Below are 18,537 nucleotides of genomic sequence, written 5' to 3'. Positions count from 1 at the left end.
GTCGGAACCAGCAAGATAGGGGGGTTGTGTCCCAGCCCCCCTCGATTTCCCCCGGTGGCTTTTCTGTGACTCAGATCCCGACGTGGAGCGGCGGACAGGTAAGTCCCGCCAGCGGACGAGCGGCGCCCGGCACCACCATCGGTGGCCGGTACTCGCTGCGGTCCGCGGTGGGCAACGGCGGCATGGGCACGGTGTGGCGCGCCACAGACACCCTGCTGCGCCGTGACGTGGCGGTGAAGGAGGTCGTCCTTCCCCCGGGTCTGGCGCCCAGCGACCGCGACGCCATGTACGAGCGGACGCTGCGCGAGGCCCGCGCGGCCGCAGCCATCCAGCACCCGGCCGTGGTGCAGGTGTACGACGTGGTCACCGAGGCCGGTCGGCCGTGGATCGTCATGGAGCTGCTGGACGCCCGCAGCCTCGCCGACATGGTCATCGAGGACGGTCCGGTCGCGCCCCGCGCGGTCGCCAAGATCGGCATCGCGCTGCTCGGCGCCCTGGAGGTCGCGCACGCCATCGGCGTGCTGCACCGCGACGTCAAGCCGGCCAACGTGCTGATCTGCTCCGACGGGCGGTGCGTGCTCACCGACTTCGGTGTCGCCCGGATGCCCACCGACGTGCAGCTCACCACCCCCGGCATGGTGCTCGGCTCGCCGCACTTCATCTCGCCCGAGCGGGCCATGGGCCAGGAGTTCGGCCCGCCGAGCGACCTCTTCTCGCTGGGCGTGACGCTCTACACGGCGGTCGAGGGGCGTCCGCCGTTCGACAAGGGCGACCCCATCGAGACCATGCACGCCGTCGTGGAGGACCCGCCGGCCCCGCCGCAGCGCAGCGGCGCCCTGACCCGGGTGCTGATGGGTCTGCTGGAGAAGGACCCGGCCCGCCGGCTGGACGTGCACACCTCCCGGGGAATGCTGCGGGAGCTGCTCGCCGGCCCGCTGGGCAGCACCGCCACCGCCGTGCACTCGGTCACCGACCCGTACGCAGTGGTGCCGGTGCAGCAGCGCCCGGCCCCCGTGCACCCGCCTGCCCAGCCGGAGGCGAAGCCGGAGGACCAGATCGGCGGTCGGGCCATGCTCGCCCCGGGTGAGTCGCTCACCGACCGGCTCGCCGCGCTGCGCCGGGGCGAACGCCCACAGCCGACCGGCACGGCCGCCGCCGCCGCTGCCGCCGCTCTGGACGAGACCAGCGCCGACGCGCTCGCCGGTCCGCTGCACACGCCCACCGGTGCGATGCCCGCTCCCGGCCGTCCCACCGCCGGGCGCACCTACGGCGGTAGCGCGGACGCCACCCAGCGGGTGGACGCCGGCGCGCACCCCGACGCCACCCAGCGGGTCACCTACGGCAGCCGGCCCGACGCCACGCAGCCGGTCGGCTACGGCGCGCCCGAGGCCACCCAGCGCATCGGCGGCAGCACCTACGGCGGCGGCAACCAATGGTCGGTGCCGGGCACCGGCCAGCCCTGGACGACGACGCCGCCCCCGGCCGCCGGCAGCGGCAGTGCCCTGGACAAGGTCCGCGCGACCGGTGGTCAACTCGTCACCACGGTGAAGGGCTGGCCGCGCAAGATGCAGCTCGCCGCGGCCGGTGGCTTGGCCGTGCTGCTGCTGATCAGCATCGTGGCGCTGTCCGGCGGGGACGACCCCGCCCCGAGCACCCCGCAGGCGCAGCCGACCCCGTCCGCCCCGGCGGGCCCGGCCGTCGAGATGCAGGAGCACACGGCCCGCGGCGTCCAGGTGATGGTGCCGAAGGGTTGGAAGAAGGCCACCGGCGGCTCGTACACCGACTACATCGACCCGGAGGACGACGGTCGCAAGATCCGGATCCTCACCGAGAAGTGGACCGGGACGCCCACCCGCTGGGCGGAGAGCGCGCAAAACTTCCTCCGCACCAAGAGCACCAACTGCAAGAAGCCGTACGAGCAGGTGGCCATCGCCGAGCAGCAGTTGGCGGGCAGCCCGGGCGTCGAATTCGAGTACACCTGCGGCTCCGGTGGCGAGATGCGCCACGGGGTGTGGCGCGCGGTCGTCAAGGACGGCAAGTCGTACTCGTTCTACCTCTCCGCCACCGAGGACGTGTTCGCCGAGAGCAAGCCGATCTTCGACGAGATGGTGAAGACGTTCCAGCTCACCGGGAACGGCTGAGCCGGAGGGAACCGACAGCGGTGGACCGCCGCCGTGCTATCAAGGGGCATGGCGGCGGACACCACTGACATCGACGACATTCGCGAGCAAGCCCGACGTTGGCTGGCCGACGACCCCGACCCGGCCAGCCGGGACGAGCTGACGGCGGTGCTCGACCGCCTGCCGGCGAGCGCGCCGGAGCTGGCCGACCGGTTCGCCGGTCCGCTGACCTTCGGCACCGCGGGCCTGCGCGGCCCGCTGCGCGCCGGCCCGAACGGCATGAACCTCGCCGTGGTCACCCAGGCCGCCGCAGGGCTGGTCGGCTGGCTCGCCGCCCAGGGCGGCACCGGCCCTCTGGTGATCGGGTACGACGCCCGGCACGGCTCCCGCCAGTTCGCCGAGCGCACCGCCCAGGTGGCCACCGGTGCCGGCCGGCCGGCGCTGTTGCTGCCCCGCCCACTGCCCACCCCGGTGCTCGCGTACGCGGTGCGCCAGCTCGGCGCGGTGGCCGGTGTCATGGTCACGGCAAGCCACAACCCTCCCCAGGACAACGGCTACAAGGTCTACCTCGGCGCGGAGCTGGGCGGTGAGCTGGGCGCCGGGGCGCAGATCGTGCCGCCGGCCGACGCCGGTATCGAGGCCGCGATCCGGGCGGTCGGTCCGCTGACCCAGGTGCCACTGGGCCGGCCCGGCGAGGTGCTCGGCGACGACCTCGTGGCGTCGTACGTCGAGCGGGCCACCGCGGTGATCGCGCCGGACGGGCCGCGGGACCTGTCGGTGGCGTACACCCCTTTGCACGGCGTGGGCGCGGCGGTGCTCACGGCGGCGTTCGCCCGGGCCGGTTTCCCGATCCCCGGCGTGGTGCCCGAGCAGGCCGAGCCGGACCCGGCGTTCCCCACCGTCTCGTTCCCCAACCCGGAGGAGCCGGGAGCGGTGGACCGGCTGATCGCGCTGGCCGACGCCACCGGCGCGGACCTCGCCATCGCCAACGATCCGGACGCGGACCGGTGCGCCGTTGTCGTCCGGGAGGGCGCCGACGGGCGGGGCTGGCGGATGCTGCGCGGCGACGAGGTGGGCGTGCTGCTCGCCGACCACCTGATGCGGCGCGGGGTGACCGGGCTCTACGCCACCACCATCGTGTCGTCGTCGCTGCTGCGGGCGATGTGCGCGGCCCGGGGCCTGCCCTACGACGAGACGCTTACCGGGTTCAAGTGGATCGTGCGGGCCGGCGGCGGAAGCGCGCCGCTGGTCTTCGGCTACGAGGAGGCGCTCGGCTACTGCGTCGCCCCGGAGCACGTCCGGGACAAGGACGGCATCACCGCCGCGCTGACAGTGGCCGAGTTGGCGGCCGGCCTGAAGGCGCAGGGTCGCACGCTCACCGATCGGCTGGACGAGCTGGCCGCCGAGTTCGGCGTGCACCACACCGACCAGCTCTCCGTCCGGGTCGACGACCTGCGGGAGATCGCCGACGCGATGGCCCGGATCCGGGCGGCCACCCCGACCACGCTGCTGGCGCAGCCCCTCGACAGTGCCCGGGACCTGCTGCCCGAGGCGGACGTGGTCATCCTGCGCACCGCGACGGCCCGGGTGGTGATCCGCCCCTCCGGGACCGAGCCGAAGCTCAAGGCGTACCTCGAGGTGGTGGAGCCGGTGGTGGACGATGGCGTCGCGGCCGCCCGGACCCGGGCCGGCGCGGCGATCGCGCGGTTGCGCGGTGAGATCGCCGCCGCCCTCGGGGTGTAGAGCCCCAGGGTCAGCGGCGCGGGCCGAGGGCCTGGTCGACGGCGATGCCCAGGGCGGCGACGACCAGGCCCACCGAGGGACGGACCACTGAGTCGTCGGTGCTCACCTCGCCGGAGAATCCCGCGCCGGTGGCGATCTCCTGGAGCCGGCGACGGGCGTCGGCGGCCTCCTGACCGCTGATGCCCAGCGCGGACTCCATCCGCAGCACCACGACCAGGGTGGCCAGCGCGGCGGTCCGCTCGTCCGGGGCCGCCGCGCCGGTCAGCGCCTCGGTCAGCCGCTGCCGGGTGTCCGCCTCGACGGAGGCGTCCACGACCGGGTAGCGGTGCACGTGGATGAAGCCCAACTCGGTCTCGTCGACGTCCTGCACGACACCCTGGCGGCACAGGTCACCGAGGATCCGGTCGCGCAGGCCGTGCCGCAGGCGCTGCACCCAGGAGGCCGGCGTGTGCGGCGTGTCGGCGGCGATCCGGCCCAGCACCTCGTCGGTCACCGGCTCGCCGGTGGGCGTCGGGTCGACGACGGCAAGGTTCCCGTTGTCGTACGCGATCCGGCCGGCCAGAGCCAGCTCGACGAGCACCGCGGCCGCCATGCCCAGGTCCAGGCTGATCCGCGGCATGGTGGCCTTGCCGGTCGAGTCGTCGTAGGCGAGGAGCAGCAACTCCTCGGCGAGCGCAACACCAGTCATGGCCCGAGACGGTAGCGGGTCCACGCGTCACGCGCGCGGACCCGCCGTCACCCGGCACCGACCGGGTGGACGATCAGAATCGGGGCATGCCGCCGAACTGGCGGTCACCGGCGTCGCCGAGCCCGGGGACGATGAACATGCTGTCGTTGAGCCCCTCGTCGATCGAGGCCGTGACCAGGCGCAACGGCAGACCCGAACGCTTCAGCCGCTCGATGCCGACCGGCGCGGCGAGCACGCAGAGCACTGTGATGTCGGTGCAGCCGCGGTCGGCCAGCAACCGGCAGGAGTGCTCCAGGGAGCCGCCGGTGGCCAGCATCGGGTCGAGCACCAGCACCGGCAGCCCGGCCAGGTCGCGGGGCAGCGACTCCATGTAGGCGCGGGGCTCGTAGGTCTCCTCGTCGCGGGCCAGGCCCACGAAGCCCATCGAGGACTCGGGCAGCAGGCCCAGCGCGGCGTCCGCCATGCCCAGCCCGGCCCGCAGCACCGGCACCAGCAGCGGCGGGTTGGCCAGCCGGGTGCCCTCCGCGCCGGTGACAGGCGTCTGCACCTCGTACCGCTCGACGGGGAACGAGCGCGCCGCCTCGTACACAAGCATGGTGGTCAGTTCGTGCAGCGCCGCCCGAAACGTCGAGGAATCGGTGCGCGCGTCCCGCATGGCGGTCAGGCGGGACTGGGCCAGCGGGTGGTCAATGACGTGTACGTCCACGATCGCTCAACCTACCGGTCCGTTCGGCCCGCCGGTGCGGGTGCGGTCGGACCGGCGACGTCGCTCACGCCGAGCCTCCCGTGACCAAGATCACTCAGCCGTCCGGTGCGTAGACTTCTCGCCATGACGGCGACAACGACGTCGGCCCGGTCGGACCTCTCCGAGCTGGGACGATCCGAGACCGCTCTGCGGACCTTCCTGCACGGCCTGCCCGGCGTGGACCAGGTCGGCGCGGAGCAGCGGGCGGCACAGCTCGGCACCCGCTCCATCAAGACCACCGCCAAGGCGCAGGCCATCGACCTGGCGATCCGGATGGTCGACCTGACCACCCTCGAAGGGGCGGACACCCCCGGCAAGGTGCGCGCGCTGGCCGCGAAGGCGCTGCGCCCGGACCCGGCCGACCCGTCCTGCCCGCACGTCGGCGCGGTCTGCGTCTACCCCGCCATGGTCCCGTACGTGGCCGAGGTGCTGCGCGGAAGCGCGGTGCACCTGGCCAGCGTGGCGACCGCGTTCCCGTCGGGTCAGGCGCCGCTGGAGATCAAGCTCGCCGACACCCGGGCCGCCGTGGCGGCCGGCGCCGACGAGATCGACATGGTGATCAACCGGGGCGCGTTCCTGGCCGGGCGGTACAAGGAGGTCTACGACGAGATCGTGGCCACCAAGGAAGCCTGCGGTGACGCCCACCTCAAGGTCATCCTGGAGACCGGCGAGCTGGCCACGTACGACAACGTCCGTCGTGCCTCCTGGCTGGCCATGCTGGCCGGCGGCGACTTCATCAAGACGTCCACCGGGAAGGTTCCCGTGGCGGCGACGCTGCCGGTGACACTGGTGATGCTGGAGGCGGTTCGTGACTTCCGCGAAGCGACCGGACGGCAGGTGGGCGTGAAGCCCGCCGGTGGCATCAAGACCACCAAGGACGCCATCAAGTACCTGGTGATGGTCAACGAGACCGTCGGCCCGGACTGGCTCGACCCGGACTGGTTCCGCTTCGGCGCGTCCAGCCTGCTCAACGACCTGCTGATGCAGCGCACCAAGCTGACGACCGGCGTCTACGCCGGTCCCGACTACTTCACCCTGGACTGATAGCCGATGTTCGAATACGCCCCCGCCCCCGAGTCCCGCTCGGTGGTGGACCTCAAACCCTCGTACGGGCTGTTCATCGACGGCGCGTTCGTCGATCCGACCGACGGTGGCAGCTTCAAGTCGATCAACCCCGCCTCCGAGGAGGTGCTCGCCGAGGTCGCCGAGGCCGGCGCCCAGGACGTGGAGCGGGCGGTCCGTGCCGCCCGGAAGGCGTACGACAAGGTCTGGGGTCCGATGCCGGGCCGCGACCGGGCGAAGTACCTGTACCGCATCGCGCGGCTCATCCAGGAACGCTCCCGCGAACTGGCCGTCCTGGAGTCGCTGGACAACGGCAAGCCGATCCGGGAGTCCCGCGACGTCGACCTGCCGCTCGTCGCCGCGCACTTCTTCTACTACGCGGGCTGGGCCGACAAGCTGGGCCATGCCGGCTTCGGCCCGAACCCGCAGCCGATCGGCGTGGCCGCGCAGGTCATCCCGTGGAACTTCCCGCTGCTCATGCTGGCGTGGAAGATCGCCCCGGCGCTGGCGGCGGGCAACACGGTGGTGCTCAAGCCCGCCGAGACCACGCCGCTGACGGCGCTGCTGTTCGCCGAGATCTGCCAGCAGGCCGACCTGCCGGCCGGTGTGGTCAACATCCTCACCGGCGCCGGCGACACCGGCCGCGCGCTTGTCGAGCACCCCGGCGTGGACAAGGTCGCCTTCACCGGCTCCACCGAGGTCGGCCGGGCCATCGCCCGGTCGATCGCCGGCACCCGCAAGAAGCTGACCCTGGAGCTGGGCGGCAAGGCCGCCAACATCGTCTTCGACGACGCGCCCATCGACCAGGCCGTCGAGGGCATCGTCAACGGCATCTTCTTCAACCAGGGGCACGTCTGCTGCGCCGGCTCCCGCCTCCTGGTCCAGGAGAACGTGGCCGACCGGGTGTTGGAGTCGCTGAAGCGGCGGATGGCCCAACTGCGGGTCGGCGACCCACTGGACAAGAACACCGACGTCGGCGCGATCAACTCCGCCGCCCAGTTGGAACGGATCCGCGAGCTGTCCGACGCCGGCTCCGCCGAGGGCGCCGAGCGGTGGTCGCCGCCGTGCGAGCTGCCCGACCGTGGCTTCTGGTTCGCGCCCACCCTCTTCACGGGCGTCACCCAGGCACACCGCATCGCCCGCGAGGAGATCTTCGGGCCGGTGCTGTCGGTGCTCACCTTCCGCACACCGGCCGAGGCCGTGGAGAAGGCCAACAACACGCCGTACGGGCTGTCGGCCGGCATCTGGACCGACAAGGGCTCGCGCATTCTGTGGATGGCCGACCGGCTGCGCGCCGGCGTCGTCTGGGCCAACACGTTCAACAAGTTCGACCCCACCTCGCCGTTCGGCGGCTACAAGGAGTCGGGCTACGGTCGCGAGGGCGGCCGGCACGGGCTGGAGGGGTACCTCAATGTCTGAGCGGGTCGCCGTACGCAAGACGTACAAGCTCTTCATCGGCGGGAAGTTCCCGCGCAGCGAGTCGGGACGGTCGTATCTCGTGCAGTCCTCGAATGTGTCACTGGCCTCCCGCAAGGACGCCCGGGACGCGGTGGTCGCCGCCCGCGCCGCCGTCAAGGGCTGGGCCGGCGCGACCGCGTACAACAGGGGTCAGATCCTCTACCGGGCCGCCGAGATGCTGGAGGGCCGCCGCGAGCAGTTCGTCGCCCTGGGCATCCCCGGCGACGAGGTGGACGCCGCGGTGGACCGCTGGGTCTGGTACGCCGGCTGGGCCGACAAGCTCGCCCAGGTGTACGGCGGCGCCAACCCGGTCGCCGGCCCGTACTTCAACATCTCGGCGCCCGAGCCGACAGGCGTGGTGGCCGTGGTCGCCCCGGAACGACCGGCGCTGCTCGGCCTGGTCAGCGTGATCGCCCCGGCGATCGTCACCGGCAACACGGTGGTGGTGGCGGCCTCGCCGTCGGAGCCGCTGGCCGCGGTGACGCTTGCCGAGGTGCTGGCCACCTCCGACCTGCCCGGCGGGGTGGTCAACATCCTCACCGGCGCGATCACCGAGACCGCGCCGGCGCTGGCGGCGCACATGGACGTCAACGCGATCGACCTGACCGGTGTGACCGACGACTCGCTCGCCACCGACCTTGAGGTCAAGGCCGCGGAGAACCTCAAGCGGGTGCTCCGCCCGGCCCCGGCCGACCACGACTGGACCACCGACCCGGGTCTGGCTCGGATGACCACGCTGCTGGAGACGAAGACGGTGTGGCATCCCAAGGGGGTGTGATCGTCTGTCCTCGGCCTGTTTGGTTTTCCGGGGGGAGCCCGCCCACTCCGGGCGGTCAGGCTTGATCCCTGCGTGGGCGGGCTCCCCCCGGAAAACCTGACGTGGGCCGGGTCCGTCGGGTGGGTCAGCTTGCGGGTTCTGCCTCGGGCTGGGTTGCCCCTGGTTGGTGATCATGGGGTTGGCGGGGTGTTTGATCTCGCTCGACCCGGTCAACCTCATGATCACCGCTGCCGCGGGTGGGGGGGTCTACTACCGGGGGTAGGATTGGTTTGTGACTCGGTTGGGCGATCTTGAGCGTGCGGTGATGGACGTGCTGTGGGACGTGGTCCCGGGCACGTCTGACGGTGTGACCGTGCGCGAGGTGGCCGACGCGCTCGACGGCCGCGAGCTGGCGTACACGACGGTGATGACCGTTCTCGACCGGCTCGCCGGCAAGGGGATGGTGCAGCGGGAGCGGGAGGGTCGCGCCTGGCGGTACCGGCCGGCAGCCAGCCGCGAGGCGCACATCGCCCAGCTCATGCTCGACGCCCTCGACCTGGGCGGCAGCCGCGACGCCGCGCTGGTGCGCTTCGCCCGCTCGGTGACCGGCACCGAGGCCGAGGTGCTGCGGGCGGCCCTGGGCAGCGAGGCCGGGCTGAGTTCCGGCGACACCGCCACGGGCGGGGCCGACGCCCTGACCGACCGGGTGGATCGGCCGGTGGGCCGGCGGCCGGCCGGCGAGGCAGCGGAGCGGTAGGGCGCGCGCCATGGCCTACGCCGTGCACTTCGCCGCCACCATGCTGGCCTGCTATCTGACCGCGCAGGTGCTGGCCCGCTCGACCTGGACGTGGCGCAGCCCGCGGGTGGCGATCGTCTGCTGGCAGGCCGTCGGGTTGGCGTTGGGCCTCTCCGCGATGGGCCTGCCGATGGCCCTCGGGCTGAGCACGTACGACCTGCCGACCGGCAGCGCACTGCTCGCCCTGACCACCGACCTCTTCCACGGCACCCTGCCGATCGGTGTGACCGCCTTCCACCTCGCCGGCGTCGGGGTGGGCTTCGGCATCGGCGCGGTGCTCGTCACCACCACCATCCGCAGCATCCACGGCACCATCCGCGCCCAGCGCCGGCACCGGGACCTGCTCACCCTTGTGGCCCGGGACGACCCGGCCGCGCCGGGGGCGCTCGTCCTGGACCATCCGAGCGCCGCCGCGTACTGCCTGCCGGGGGTGAAGCCGCAGGTGGTGGTCAGCGCCGGCACCCTGAGTCTGCTGGACCGCGCCGAGCTGGCCGCCGTGCTCTCCCACGAGCGCGCGCACGCCCACGAACGACACGACCTGGTGCTGCTACCGTTCACCGCGCTCTGCCGGGCGCTGCCGTGGTTCGGCTGGGTCCGTGACGCGCACGAGCGAGTGGCCCTGCTGGTCGAGATGCGCGCCGACGACAAGGCGCGCGAGCTGCACGCCGAGGCCCCGCTGGCGGGTGCGCTACGCCGCTTCGCCGCCGCCGGACACCGGGTCACTCCGGCCGGCGCGCTGGGCCTGGGCGACCGCGACCTGGACGTACGCGTCCAGCGCCTGCTCGTGGCCGACCGGCCGCCCCGTGCCCTCGGCGCGACGGCCCTCGCGGTGGCCGCCACCCTGGTCGCCCTCCCGGTCACCCTCTTCCTGAGCTGACCCCCGGCCCCACCCCGCGCCGCACACTCGCGCCCGCCACGGACCTGCGCCCGGGCCACACCGCTGCCCGGGAGGCGACGGCATGGTATCGCCGGCGGGGTCCGCTGATTCTCGAGTCCCGGGCGTCCCCGGCTGGAGATGCGTCGCCACACCCTCCCGACCGCACATCTACTACGCCTCGTCGTACTACTATCTACGACGAGACGTAGTAGTCGTCTTCTTATGTAGGCAAGCTACGTGTAGTGTTGCTACGACAAGGGAGACAACATCTAGGGAGAGCCGGCCATGGACACGCTGCTCCTCGCCCGCCTGCAGTTCGCCACCACCACGTCGATCCACTTCCTGTTCGTGGTCGTCACGCTCGGGCTGGTCACCCTGCTGGTCGGGATGCAGACCGCCTGGGTGCTCACCGGCAACCCGAAGTGGGAGCGGCTGACCCGGTTCTGGGGCCAGCTCTACGTGATCAACTACGTGCTCGGCATCGCCACGGGCATCGTGATGGAGTTCCAGTTCGGGCTGAACTGGAGCGGCCTGTCGCGCTACGTCGGCAACGTCTTCGGCGCTCCGCTGGCGATCGAGACGCTCGTGGCGTTCTTCCTGGAGTCCACGTTCCTCGGAATGTGGATCTTCGGTTGGCACCGGCTCCGCAAGGGCGTTCACCTCGCACTGCTGTGGGGAGTGGCGCTCACCGCGTACGCCTCGGCCTTCTGGATCATGGTGGCGAACTCCTGGCTGCAACACCCGGTCGGGTACGAGGTCCGCGACGGGATCGCCCACCTCACCGACTTCGGCGCGCTGCTCACCAACCCCAGCCTCGGCATGGCCTTCGGGCACGTGGTCTCGGCCGGGCTGCTGGTCGGCGGGATGCTGATGGCCGCCGTCAGCGCCTGGCACCTGATCCGGCGTACGCCCGACTTCGCGCTCTTCCGCACGTCACTACGGATCGGCCTGGTCACGGCGGCGTTGGCGATCACGATGGTGCAGGGTTTCGGCTTTGCCCAGTTCGGCCCGGTCGGCTCGGTACAGCCGACCAAGTTCGGCGGGGACAGCCCGGAGGCGCAGGCGCTGATCGCCGAGTGGACCACCCGGTTCGGCCCCGGCGACTACACCCCGCCGGTCCTTTCCAGCGTCGGGCTGGGCTTCATGATCCTCATCGGCTTCACCCTCGGCTGCGTCTGGCTGCTGCTGCCCCTGCTCTTCCGGGACTGGATCATCCGGCTGCGCTTCCCGCTCTGGCTCGTCCTGCTCGGCGTGCCGTTGCCGTTCGTCGCGGTGATCCTCGGCTGGATCGCCCGGGAGGTGGGCCGCCAACCCTGGGTGGCGTACGGGCTGCTCCCCACCGACCAGGCGGTCTCCCCCGTCGGCGCGCCGGTGATGCTCGCCTCGCTGATCGGCTTCAGCCTGCTGCTGGGCACCCTCGCCGTCACCAACTGGGTGCTGCTGGCCCGGCACGCGGGACGCGGCGCGGTCGACCCGGCTCTCGGCCGCCCACCGGCCGACGAACCGGCCCACCCCGAACCCGTCCTCGCCTGAGCGACTGAAGGAGACTCACCGTGGACCTCGCCTGGTACGCCCTGCTCGGTCTCTTCTTCGCGAGCTACCTCGTGCTCGCCGGCTACGACTACGGCGTCGGGTTGCTGCTCGCCCGGGGCGGCTCCCCGGCCGGGCGACGGGCCGCGCTCACCGCCCTCGGCCCGTTCTTCCTCGGCAACGAGGTCTGGCTGGTCGCCGCCGTCGGCATCCTGTTCGGCGCCTTCCCGGTGCTGGAGGGCGAACTGCTCGCCGGCTGCTACCCGGCGGTCGCCGGCGCGCTTGTCGGCGTCATCCTGGTCACCGCCGGGGTGCAACTGCGCAGCCGGCCGACCGAGGAGCGGGTCCGCGCCCGCTGGGACCGGGTCATCGTGGTCGGCAGCGCGCTCGCCGCGCTCGGCTGGGGCGCGGTGCTGGCCGCGCTGTTGCAGGGCGTGCCCCGTCAGGCCGACGGGCACGTCGCCGGGGTGTCGCACCTGGCCACCCCGTTCGCGGCGATCGTCGGGCTGACCATGGTCGCCCTGGTCGCGGTGCACGGTGCGACCTTCCTCACGCTGCGACTGCCGGCCGACGCCGCCGCCGTGGCCTGTCGCACGGCCCGCCGGCTGGTGCCGGTGGCGCTCTGCGCGGTCGCCATCGCCACCGTCGTGGGCCTGCTCTCCTCCCGGGTACGCGACGCCGTGCAGCGACCGGCGGTGGGCGTACTCCTGCCGGTGTTGCTGGTGGCGGCGCTGCTGGCGGCCCGCGCGGCGCTGGCGCGGCGGCGGCCGGGGTGGGCCCTGATCGCCACCGGCACGGCCCTGGCGCTGCCGGTGGCGCTTGTCGGCGCGGCCCTCTGGCCCTACGTGCTGGTGTCCACGACCGACCCGGGCGCCTCGCTGACGGTGGCCGACGCGGCCGCCAGCGCGCCGACGCTGCGGCTGCTTGGCTGGGTGGCGCTGCCGCTGCTGCCGGCCCTACTAGGCTTCCAGGCGATGTGCTGGTGGGTTTTCCGGGGACGGACCGACGGCAGGGCACCGGTGTACTGGTGAACCGCCGTCCCTTCGACCCGCGTCTGCTGCGTCGGGTCCCCGCGGCCCGGCGCGATCTTGCCGTGCTCGCGCTCCTCGGCGTGCTCGCCGCCGCGTTGATCGTCGCGCAGGCCACCGCGCTGGCGGCGGTGCTCGCCACCGCCTTCGACGGGCGGCTGAACCGGGCGGCGCTTGCGGGTTTCGTGGTCGCGGTCGCCGCCCGGTCGGCGCTGGTCTGGGCACAGGGCACGGTCTCGGCGCGGGTCGCCGCCACGGTCAAGGCCACGCTGCGGGCCGACCTGCTCGGCGCGGTGGGCCGGCACGGGCCGGGCTGGGTTGCGGGGCAGCGGGCCGGCGAGCTGGCCACCCTGGCCGGGCGCGGGCTCGACGCGCTGGACGCCTACTTCACCGGGTACCTGCCGCAGCTGGTGCTCAGCGTGACGGTGCCGCTGGCCGTGCTGGCCCGCATCGTCGTCGCCGACTGGAGCTCCGCGCTGATCATCGCGTTGACGCTGCCGCTGATCCCGGTCTTCGGCGCGTTGCTCGGCTGGCAGGCACAGGCCGCCACCGAGCGGCAGTGGCGTCGGCTCTCCCTGCTGGGCGGGCACTTCCTGGACATGGTCGCCGGGCTGCCCACCCTGCGGGCGTTCGGCCGGGCGCGGGCGCAGACCGAGGTGGTCCGCCGGATGGCCGACGGGCACCGGGTCGCCACCATGAAGACGCTGCGAATCGCGTTCCTCTCCGCGCTGGTGCTGGAGCTGGTCGCCACCCTTTCGGTGGCTCTGGTCGCGGTGCCGGTCGGCATCCGGCTGCTCGGCGGCGGACTGGCGCTGCACACCGCGCTGCTGGTGCTGCTGCTCACCCCCGAGGCGTATTTGCCGTTGCGGGCCGCGGGCAGCCGCTTTCACGCCAGCATGGAGGGGCTCACCGCGCTGGACGAGGCGCTCACCGTCTCGGCCGCGCCCGCCACCCAGCGCGCCGCCGAGGGCGCGGCCATCCCGGACGGTCGCGGTGAGATCCGGTTCGAGGCTGTGACAGTGGCGTACGAGCGGACCACCGCGCTGCGCGACGTGACAGTGACCGTCCGACCCGGCGAGCGGATCGCCGTCATCGGGCCCAGCGGCGCCGGCAAGAGCACTCTGCTCGGTCTGCTGCTCGGCTTCGTGACCCCGACCAGCGGCCGGATCACCGTGGACGGCGTCGACCTCGCCACCGCCGACCCGGACGCCTGGCGTCGGCAGCTCGCCTGGGTGCCGCAGCGCGCTCACCTCTTCGCCGCCTCGCTCGCCGACAACATCCGGCTCGGCGCACCGGACACCCCGCCCGAGGCGCTCGCCGCCGCGGTCCGCGACGCGGCCCTGGACGACGTGGTGGCCGGCCTGCCCGACGGGCTGACCACGCTGCTCGGCGAGCGTGGGCACGGCCTGTCCAGCGGCCAGCGGCAGCGCGTCGCACTGGCCCGGGCGTTCCTGCGCGACGCCCCCGTGGTGCTGCTCGACGAGCCCACGGCGCGGCTCGACACGGCCGCCGAGGCGGTGGTGCTCGACGCCACCCGCCGGCTGGTCGCCGGGCGGACGGCGCTGCTGGTGGCGCACCGGCCGGCGCTGCTGGCCGACGCCGACCGGGTCCTGCGCATCGAGGACGGCCGGGTCACCGAGCTGACGCCCGAACCGACCGGGAAGGCAGCCCCTTGACCACGGACCACGGGCCGCAGGCGGCGGCCGGCGTGACAGCGGCAGGGAGGGCCGCCGTCGAGCGCGCGGTGCTGCGGCTGGCCCGCCCGTACCTGGGTCGGCTCGTCGGCGCCGGGCTGCTCGCCGCCGCCACCGAGTTCGCCGGGCTCGCCCTGATGGCCACCGCGACATGGCTGCTGATGAGCGCCGCCGGGCAGCCTCCGCTGGACCGGCTCACCGTGGCGATCGTCGCCGTTCGGGCGCTGGCGATCAGCCGGGGCGTGTTCCGCTACACCGAGCGGCTCGCCGGGCACGACGCGGTCCTCCGGATGATCACCGACGTGCGGGCCCGGGTCTTCGCCACCCTCACGGCCCGCCGCGACGCACAACACCGCTCGGGGGACGTCCTGAGCCGGCTGGTCTCCGACGTCGAGGCGGTCCAGGATCTGCTGCTGCGGGTGCTGGTGCCCGCCTCGGCGGCGGCCCTGGTCGGGGTGCTCGCGGTGGCCGGAGCGGCGTTGATCTCGCCACCGGCGGCCGGTGTGCTCGCCCTCGGGCTGGTGGTCGCCGCGGTGGCGCTGCCCACCCTGGCCACGGTGGTCACCCGGCGCAGCGCGGCCGAGGTGGCCCCACTGCGCGGCGCGCTGGCCACCGACGCCGTCGACCTCACCCACGGCGCCGCCGACCTCGCCGCGTTCGGGGCGACAGATGCCGCGCTGCGCGCCGCCGAGCAGCGCGCCAGTCGACTGGCCCGACTCGAACGCCGGCTGGCGGCCACCGGCTTCGCCGTGGACGCGGCCGGAGTGTTGGTCGCCGGGCTGACCGCCGCCGCCGTGGTGCTTGTCGCGCTGGCCTCCGACGTGCCGGGCGTCCTGGTCGGGGTGCTGGCCGTCGGCACCCTGGCCGCCGTGGAGGTGGCGCTGGCACTGGTCTCGGCCGCACGGCAGTGGACCCAGCTGCGGCCCGGCCTGGCCCGGGTGGCCGCCCTCCTCGACGCCGACGCTCCCACTCCCCCGCCCACGCCCACGCCCCCGGTGACCGACCCGGCCGACCCGCACGACCTGCGCTTCGTCGAGGTGAGCGTGCGCTACCGGGCCGGTGCCGCACCCGCACTGGACCGGGTGAGCCTGGACCTGCCCGCCGGCCGGCGCATCGCCGTCGTCGGGCCGAGCGGCGCCGGCAAGAGCACCCTGGCGGCCGTACTGACCGGGGCGGTCCGACAGACCTCCGGCCACGTCACGCTTGCCGACCGCGACCTGTCCTCGTACGCGGAGGAGGAGCTGCCCCGCAGCGTCGGCGGGCTGCTCGCCGAGGCGTACGTCTTCCATGCCACCGTCCGGGAGAACCTGCTGCTCGGGCGGGCCGGGGCCAGCGAGGACGAGCTGACCGGGGCGATGACGGCAGCCGGCCTGCGGGACTGGCTGGGCGCCCAGCCGGCCGGCTGGGACACACTGGTCGGCGAGGAGGGCGGCCAGCTCTCCGGCGGCCAGCGGCAACGACTCGCGCTCGCCCGCGCCCTGCTCGCCGCGCCACCGGTGCTGGTCCTCGACGAGCCGACCGAAGGGCTGGACCCGGCCGCCGCCGACGCGGTGCTCGCCTCCGCCCTCGCGGCCACCCCCGCCGGGCACTCGGTACTGCTGATCAGTCACCGGCTCAGCGGACTGGCCGGCCTGGACGAGATCGTCGTCCTCGACGGCGGTCGGGTGGTCCAGCGCGGCCGGCACGCCGAGCTGGTCACCACCCCCGGCTGGTACCGGGACCAGTGGTCGCTGCAGGTGGCGGCCGAACGCGGGTACCTGGCCCTCGCTCCCTGACCCGCTTCGGGGACGGACCAGGGTTCTCCCCGACGTGGGTGCCCTCGCCTCCGTGGCAGTCTGGTGTCATGCGGCATGCTGAGGGCTTCCTGGTCGAGGAGCACCTGCGCGAGCTGGAGTCCCGGTTGCAGGGGCCGGCGCGGCTGAAGTCCGACCTGCTCACCGAGGCGCGGCACGATCTGCTGGACGCCGTCGACGCGTACCGCGAGAGTGGTGTGCCACCCACGGAGGCGCAGCGCCGGGCGGTGGCCGAGTTCGGCTCACCGGCGCAGTTGCTGCCCTCCTGGCAGGCGGAGCTGGCGGTGGCCGCCCTGCGCGGCCTGTCCCTGCGGATGCTGGCCGTGGCCGGGGTCCTGGTGGCTGCCGGCGACCTGACCTGGCGCGGGTCGAGCTGGAGCGCGGGCCCGCAGCCGCCGGCGCTCTACCGGCTGCTGTCCGCCTCGGTCGACTGGATCTGGTTCGGCGAGCTGCTGCTGGCCGTGACCGGCCTGCTGGTGGTCTGGGCGAGCGCTCGATCACCGCGACCGGCCCTGGCGACGGTGCAGCGTGCGGTGGGCACCGCCCTGACCGGGACACTGGCCCTCGGCATCGTGGCCGGCGGGGCTCTCTTCACCTGGTCGGTCGACATGTGGGACGCGGCGCTGACGTGGCCGCCGATGATCGTCGGCATGGTGGTGGTGGGTGGGGCGTACTTCTCGCTGACCCGCGCCGCGCGCGTCTGGCTGCGAGCCACCGCCCGCTGACCGGCCCCTGGGGTGGGTCGCTGGCGGCTCAGGCGGGGGTGACGGGTGGGCTGCCGGGGTCGAGGAACCGGCCGACCGTCACACGGAACTCCTGCCATCCGGCGCGCTCGCCGGCCAGCGCCCGCCGGCCGGAGTCGGTGAGCTGGTACGTCCGTCGCTCCCGACCGTTGACAGTGCTCCAGGTGCTCGCCACGTGACCGGCGCGCTCCAGCCTGCGCAGCGCCGGATAGATCGTGCCGGTGGGCAGGTCGAGACCGCCGTCACTGCGCTCCCGCAGGGATTCGATGATGGCGTAGCCGTGCTGGGCGCCCTGTTCGAGAACGGCGAGCAGAAGGGCGTCGAGGTGGCCGTGCAGCGCCTGGGCCTTCATGTGTAGCTACGCTACTTGTCAAACGCCCGGTTCGCCACCATCACGCACGCGCAGGCCCGAGACGTTGCCCGGCCGGTCACCGGGGTGCGGGCTCCGGGCTTCCCGAACCGCCGACTAGGGTATGTGCCCAGAGTCACTCGCCGGTCGGAGACGCCGGCGGGTGGGCAACCCGAAGCACACGGAGGTCAGCGTGGCCCGCCAGTCGCCCCAACGGCCCGACGCCGACGAGCCCGAGCTCGACGACACCACAGGTTCGGCCGAGCCAGACGAGGCCGACGAGGCCGACGACACCACAGGCGCGTCGGTCGACCGGTCGCTCTGGGACGAGCTGCGGATCGACCCGGTGGAGATCGCCCTGCCCGCCGGCACCGGTTTCACCCTGCGGGCGTACCGGCCGGCCGGGTCGCTGACCCCGACCGACGTGACCGAGCGCGACCAGGACGACCCGTTCCTCGCCCGCCGGCAGGTGATCGAGGAGGAGGACGACGAGACGGTCGTCATCCTCGACGAGGAGCTGGCCGAGGAGTTCGCCGACAGCGACGAGGACGAGCCGTCGCGCCGTCGCCGCGACGGCGCCACGGACGCCGACGCGACCGCCGACGACGAGGCCGAGGCCGAGGACGTCACCGACGAGGCGGACGACGAGGAGGTGCCGGTCTTCCTCAGCCACCGGGGCAAGCTGCTGCTGTTCAAGACCCCTGAGTCGCTTGTCAGTTTCATCCGCTCCGGCGCGCCCAACGATCTGTCCCAACTGGACAGCTGGAATGAATTGTCCGAACGGGTGGAGCCGGCCGACATCGCGCCGCTCGACGAGGACACCTACGAACTCGACCTCGTCGTGGAGAACCTGCGCGGCGGTCACGACAGCTGGGATTCGACCCTGCTGATCGAGGCCGGCGAGGCCGCCCGCGACCTCTCGTACGCGTTGCGCCTGCCTGCGGTTCTGGACATGCTCTCCGCCGGCTCCAGCCTCGACGACCTGGACGAGGCGCTGCGGGCCACCGCCAACGGTGGGATCGGCGCTTTCATGGGCCGGCGTCGGCTGAAGAAGATCGGGGCACAGACCGCGAGTTTGGGTTGGCGCACCATTGTCGGCAAGATCTCTGCGGTGGTGGACTGGCGCGACTGACCCGTACCGGGGAGCATCAGTT

Annotated in this window: 16 protein-coding genes; 13 read left to right on the top strand and 3 right to left on the bottom strand. The window is 73.3% G+C overall.

All coding sequences use genetic code 11. The annotated features are described in order from the left end of the window. The first annotated feature begins 65 nt into the window (after positions 1 to 65). Both ACGFIE_RS11050 and ACGFIE_RS11045 read left to right on the top strand, forming a co-directional pair. Positions 66 to 2,141 carry a protein kinase gene (locus ACGFIE_RS11050; protein WP_393293401.1) on the top strand — a complete coding sequence of 692 codons (2,076 nt, stop codon included), beginning with the start codon at positions 66 to 68 and terminating at the stop codon, positions 2,139 to 2,141. Positions 2,142 to 2,189: 48 nt separating this feature from the next. Next, complete coding sequence (locus tag ACGFIE_RS11045; protein ID WP_393293399.1) at positions 2,190 to 3,863, top strand: phospho-sugar mutase; 1,674 nt, start codon at positions 2,190 to 2,192, stop codon at positions 3,861 to 3,863. A gap of 10 nt (positions 3,864 to 3,873) precedes the next feature. Here the strand turns inward: ACGFIE_RS11045 and ACGFIE_RS11040 are convergent, their stop codons facing one another. Beyond that, positions 3,874 to 4,551 (bottom strand): GPP34 family phosphoprotein, encoded by a 678-nt coding sequence (locus tag ACGFIE_RS11040; RefSeq protein ID WP_393293396.1) that lies wholly within the window; start codon positions 4,549 to 4,551, stop codon positions 3,874 to 3,876. Positions 4,552 to 4,624: 73 nt separating this feature from the next. Next, a complete protein-coding gene (gene upp / locus ACGFIE_RS11035) occupies positions 4,625 to 5,257 on the bottom strand; it encodes a uracil phosphoribosyltransferase (RefSeq protein WP_393293393.1) in 633 nt (210 codons plus the stop codon). A gap of 123 nt (positions 5,258 to 5,380) precedes the next feature. Between upp and deoC the strand changes: the two genes are divergently transcribed. From deoC to ACGFIE_RS10985, 10 genes are all read left to right on the top strand, one after another. Continuing rightward, positions 5,381 to 6,340 carry a deoxyribose-phosphate aldolase gene (gene deoC / locus ACGFIE_RS11030; RefSeq protein WP_393293391.1) on the top strand — a complete coding sequence of 320 codons (960 nt, stop codon included), beginning with the start codon at positions 5,381 to 5,383 and terminating at the stop codon, positions 6,338 to 6,340. Between the two features lie 6 nt (positions 6,341 to 6,346). Continuing rightward, the gene (locus ACGFIE_RS11025; RefSeq protein WP_393293388.1) at positions 6,347 to 7,777 is read left to right on the top strand and encodes an aldehyde dehydrogenase family protein; all 1,431 of its coding nucleotides are present in this window, start codon (positions 6,347 to 6,349) and stop codon (positions 7,775 to 7,777) included. Then, positions 7,770 to 8,594, top strand: coding sequence for an aldehyde dehydrogenase family protein (locus ACGFIE_RS11020; protein WP_363678373.1), 825 nt, complete (start codon positions 7,770 to 7,772; stop codon positions 8,592 to 8,594). Before ACGFIE_RS11025 ends, ACGFIE_RS11020 begins: the two co-directional genes overlap by 8 nt. A 271-nt stretch (positions 8,595 to 8,865) precedes the next feature. Next, a complete protein-coding gene (locus ACGFIE_RS11015; protein ID WP_363678371.1) occupies positions 8,866 to 9,330 on the top strand; it encodes a BlaI/MecI/CopY family transcriptional regulator in 465 nt (154 codons plus the stop codon). 10 nt (positions 9,331 to 9,340) lie between these two features. Continuing rightward, positions 9,341 to 10,246 carry a M56 family metallopeptidase gene (locus ACGFIE_RS11010; RefSeq protein WP_363678369.1) on the top strand — a complete coding sequence of 302 codons (906 nt, stop codon included), beginning with the start codon at positions 9,341 to 9,343 and terminating at the stop codon, positions 10,244 to 10,246. 285 nt (positions 10,247 to 10,531) lie between these two features. Then, positions 10,532 to 11,779 carry a cytochrome ubiquinol oxidase subunit I gene (locus ACGFIE_RS11005; protein WP_393293384.1) on the top strand — a complete coding sequence of 416 codons (1,248 nt, stop codon included), beginning with the start codon at positions 10,532 to 10,534 and terminating at the stop codon, positions 11,777 to 11,779. Between the two features lie 20 nt (positions 11,780 to 11,799). Further along, the gene (locus ACGFIE_RS11000; protein ID WP_393293382.1) at positions 11,800 to 12,807 is read left to right on the top strand and encodes a cytochrome d ubiquinol oxidase subunit II; all 1,008 of its coding nucleotides are present in this window, start codon (positions 11,800 to 11,802) and stop codon (positions 12,805 to 12,807) included. After that, on the top strand, positions 12,804 to 14,480 hold the full coding sequence (cydD, locus tag ACGFIE_RS10995) for a thiol reductant ABC exporter subunit CydD (RefSeq protein ID WP_393293381.1): 1,677 nt from the start codon (positions 12,804 to 12,806) through the stop codon (positions 14,478 to 14,480). Before ACGFIE_RS11000 ends, cydD begins: the two co-directional genes overlap by 4 nt. Continuing rightward, positions 14,477 to 16,273: a thiol reductant ABC exporter subunit CydC gene (cydC, locus tag ACGFIE_RS10990; RefSeq protein WP_393293379.1), complete on the top strand. Its 1,797-nt coding sequence runs from the start codon at positions 14,477 to 14,479 to the stop codon at positions 16,271 to 16,273. The genes cydD and cydC overlap by 4 nt, the downstream gene beginning before the upstream one ends. Positions 16,274 to 16,341: 68 nt before the next feature. Beyond that, positions 16,342 to 17,016, top strand: a complete 675-nt coding sequence (locus tag ACGFIE_RS10985; RefSeq protein WP_393293376.1) for a permease prefix domain 1-containing protein — start codon at positions 16,342 to 16,344, stop codon at positions 17,014 to 17,016. A 28-nt stretch (positions 17,017 to 17,044) separates the two neighbouring features. On the opposite strand, the gene ACGFIE_RS10980 is transcribed toward ACGFIE_RS10985, so the two are convergent. Continuing rightward, positions 17,045 to 17,386 carry a helix-turn-helix transcriptional regulator gene (locus ACGFIE_RS10980; RefSeq protein WP_363678359.1) on the bottom strand — a complete coding sequence of 114 codons (342 nt, stop codon included), beginning with the start codon at positions 17,384 to 17,386 and terminating at the stop codon, positions 17,045 to 17,047. A 160-nt stretch (positions 17,387 to 17,546) separates the two neighbouring features. Here ACGFIE_RS10980 and ACGFIE_RS10975 point away from each other — a divergent pair, with 160 nt between their 5' ends. Next, positions 17,547 to 18,515, top strand: a complete 969-nt coding sequence (locus tag ACGFIE_RS10975; RefSeq protein WP_393293374.1) for a DNA primase — start codon at positions 17,547 to 17,549, stop codon at positions 18,513 to 18,515. Positions 18,516 to 18,537 lie beyond the last annotated feature (22 nt).

Origin of the sequence: Micromonospora sp. NPDC049275, from assembly GCF_043197115.1 — a bacterium.
In the GTDB taxonomy this organism is placed as follows: Bacteria; Actinomycetota; Actinomycetes; order Mycobacteriales; family Micromonosporaceae; genus Micromonospora.
The sequence above is the reverse complement of the archived record's forward strand: the minus strand, read 5'-3'. Positions and strand labels throughout refer to the sequence as shown.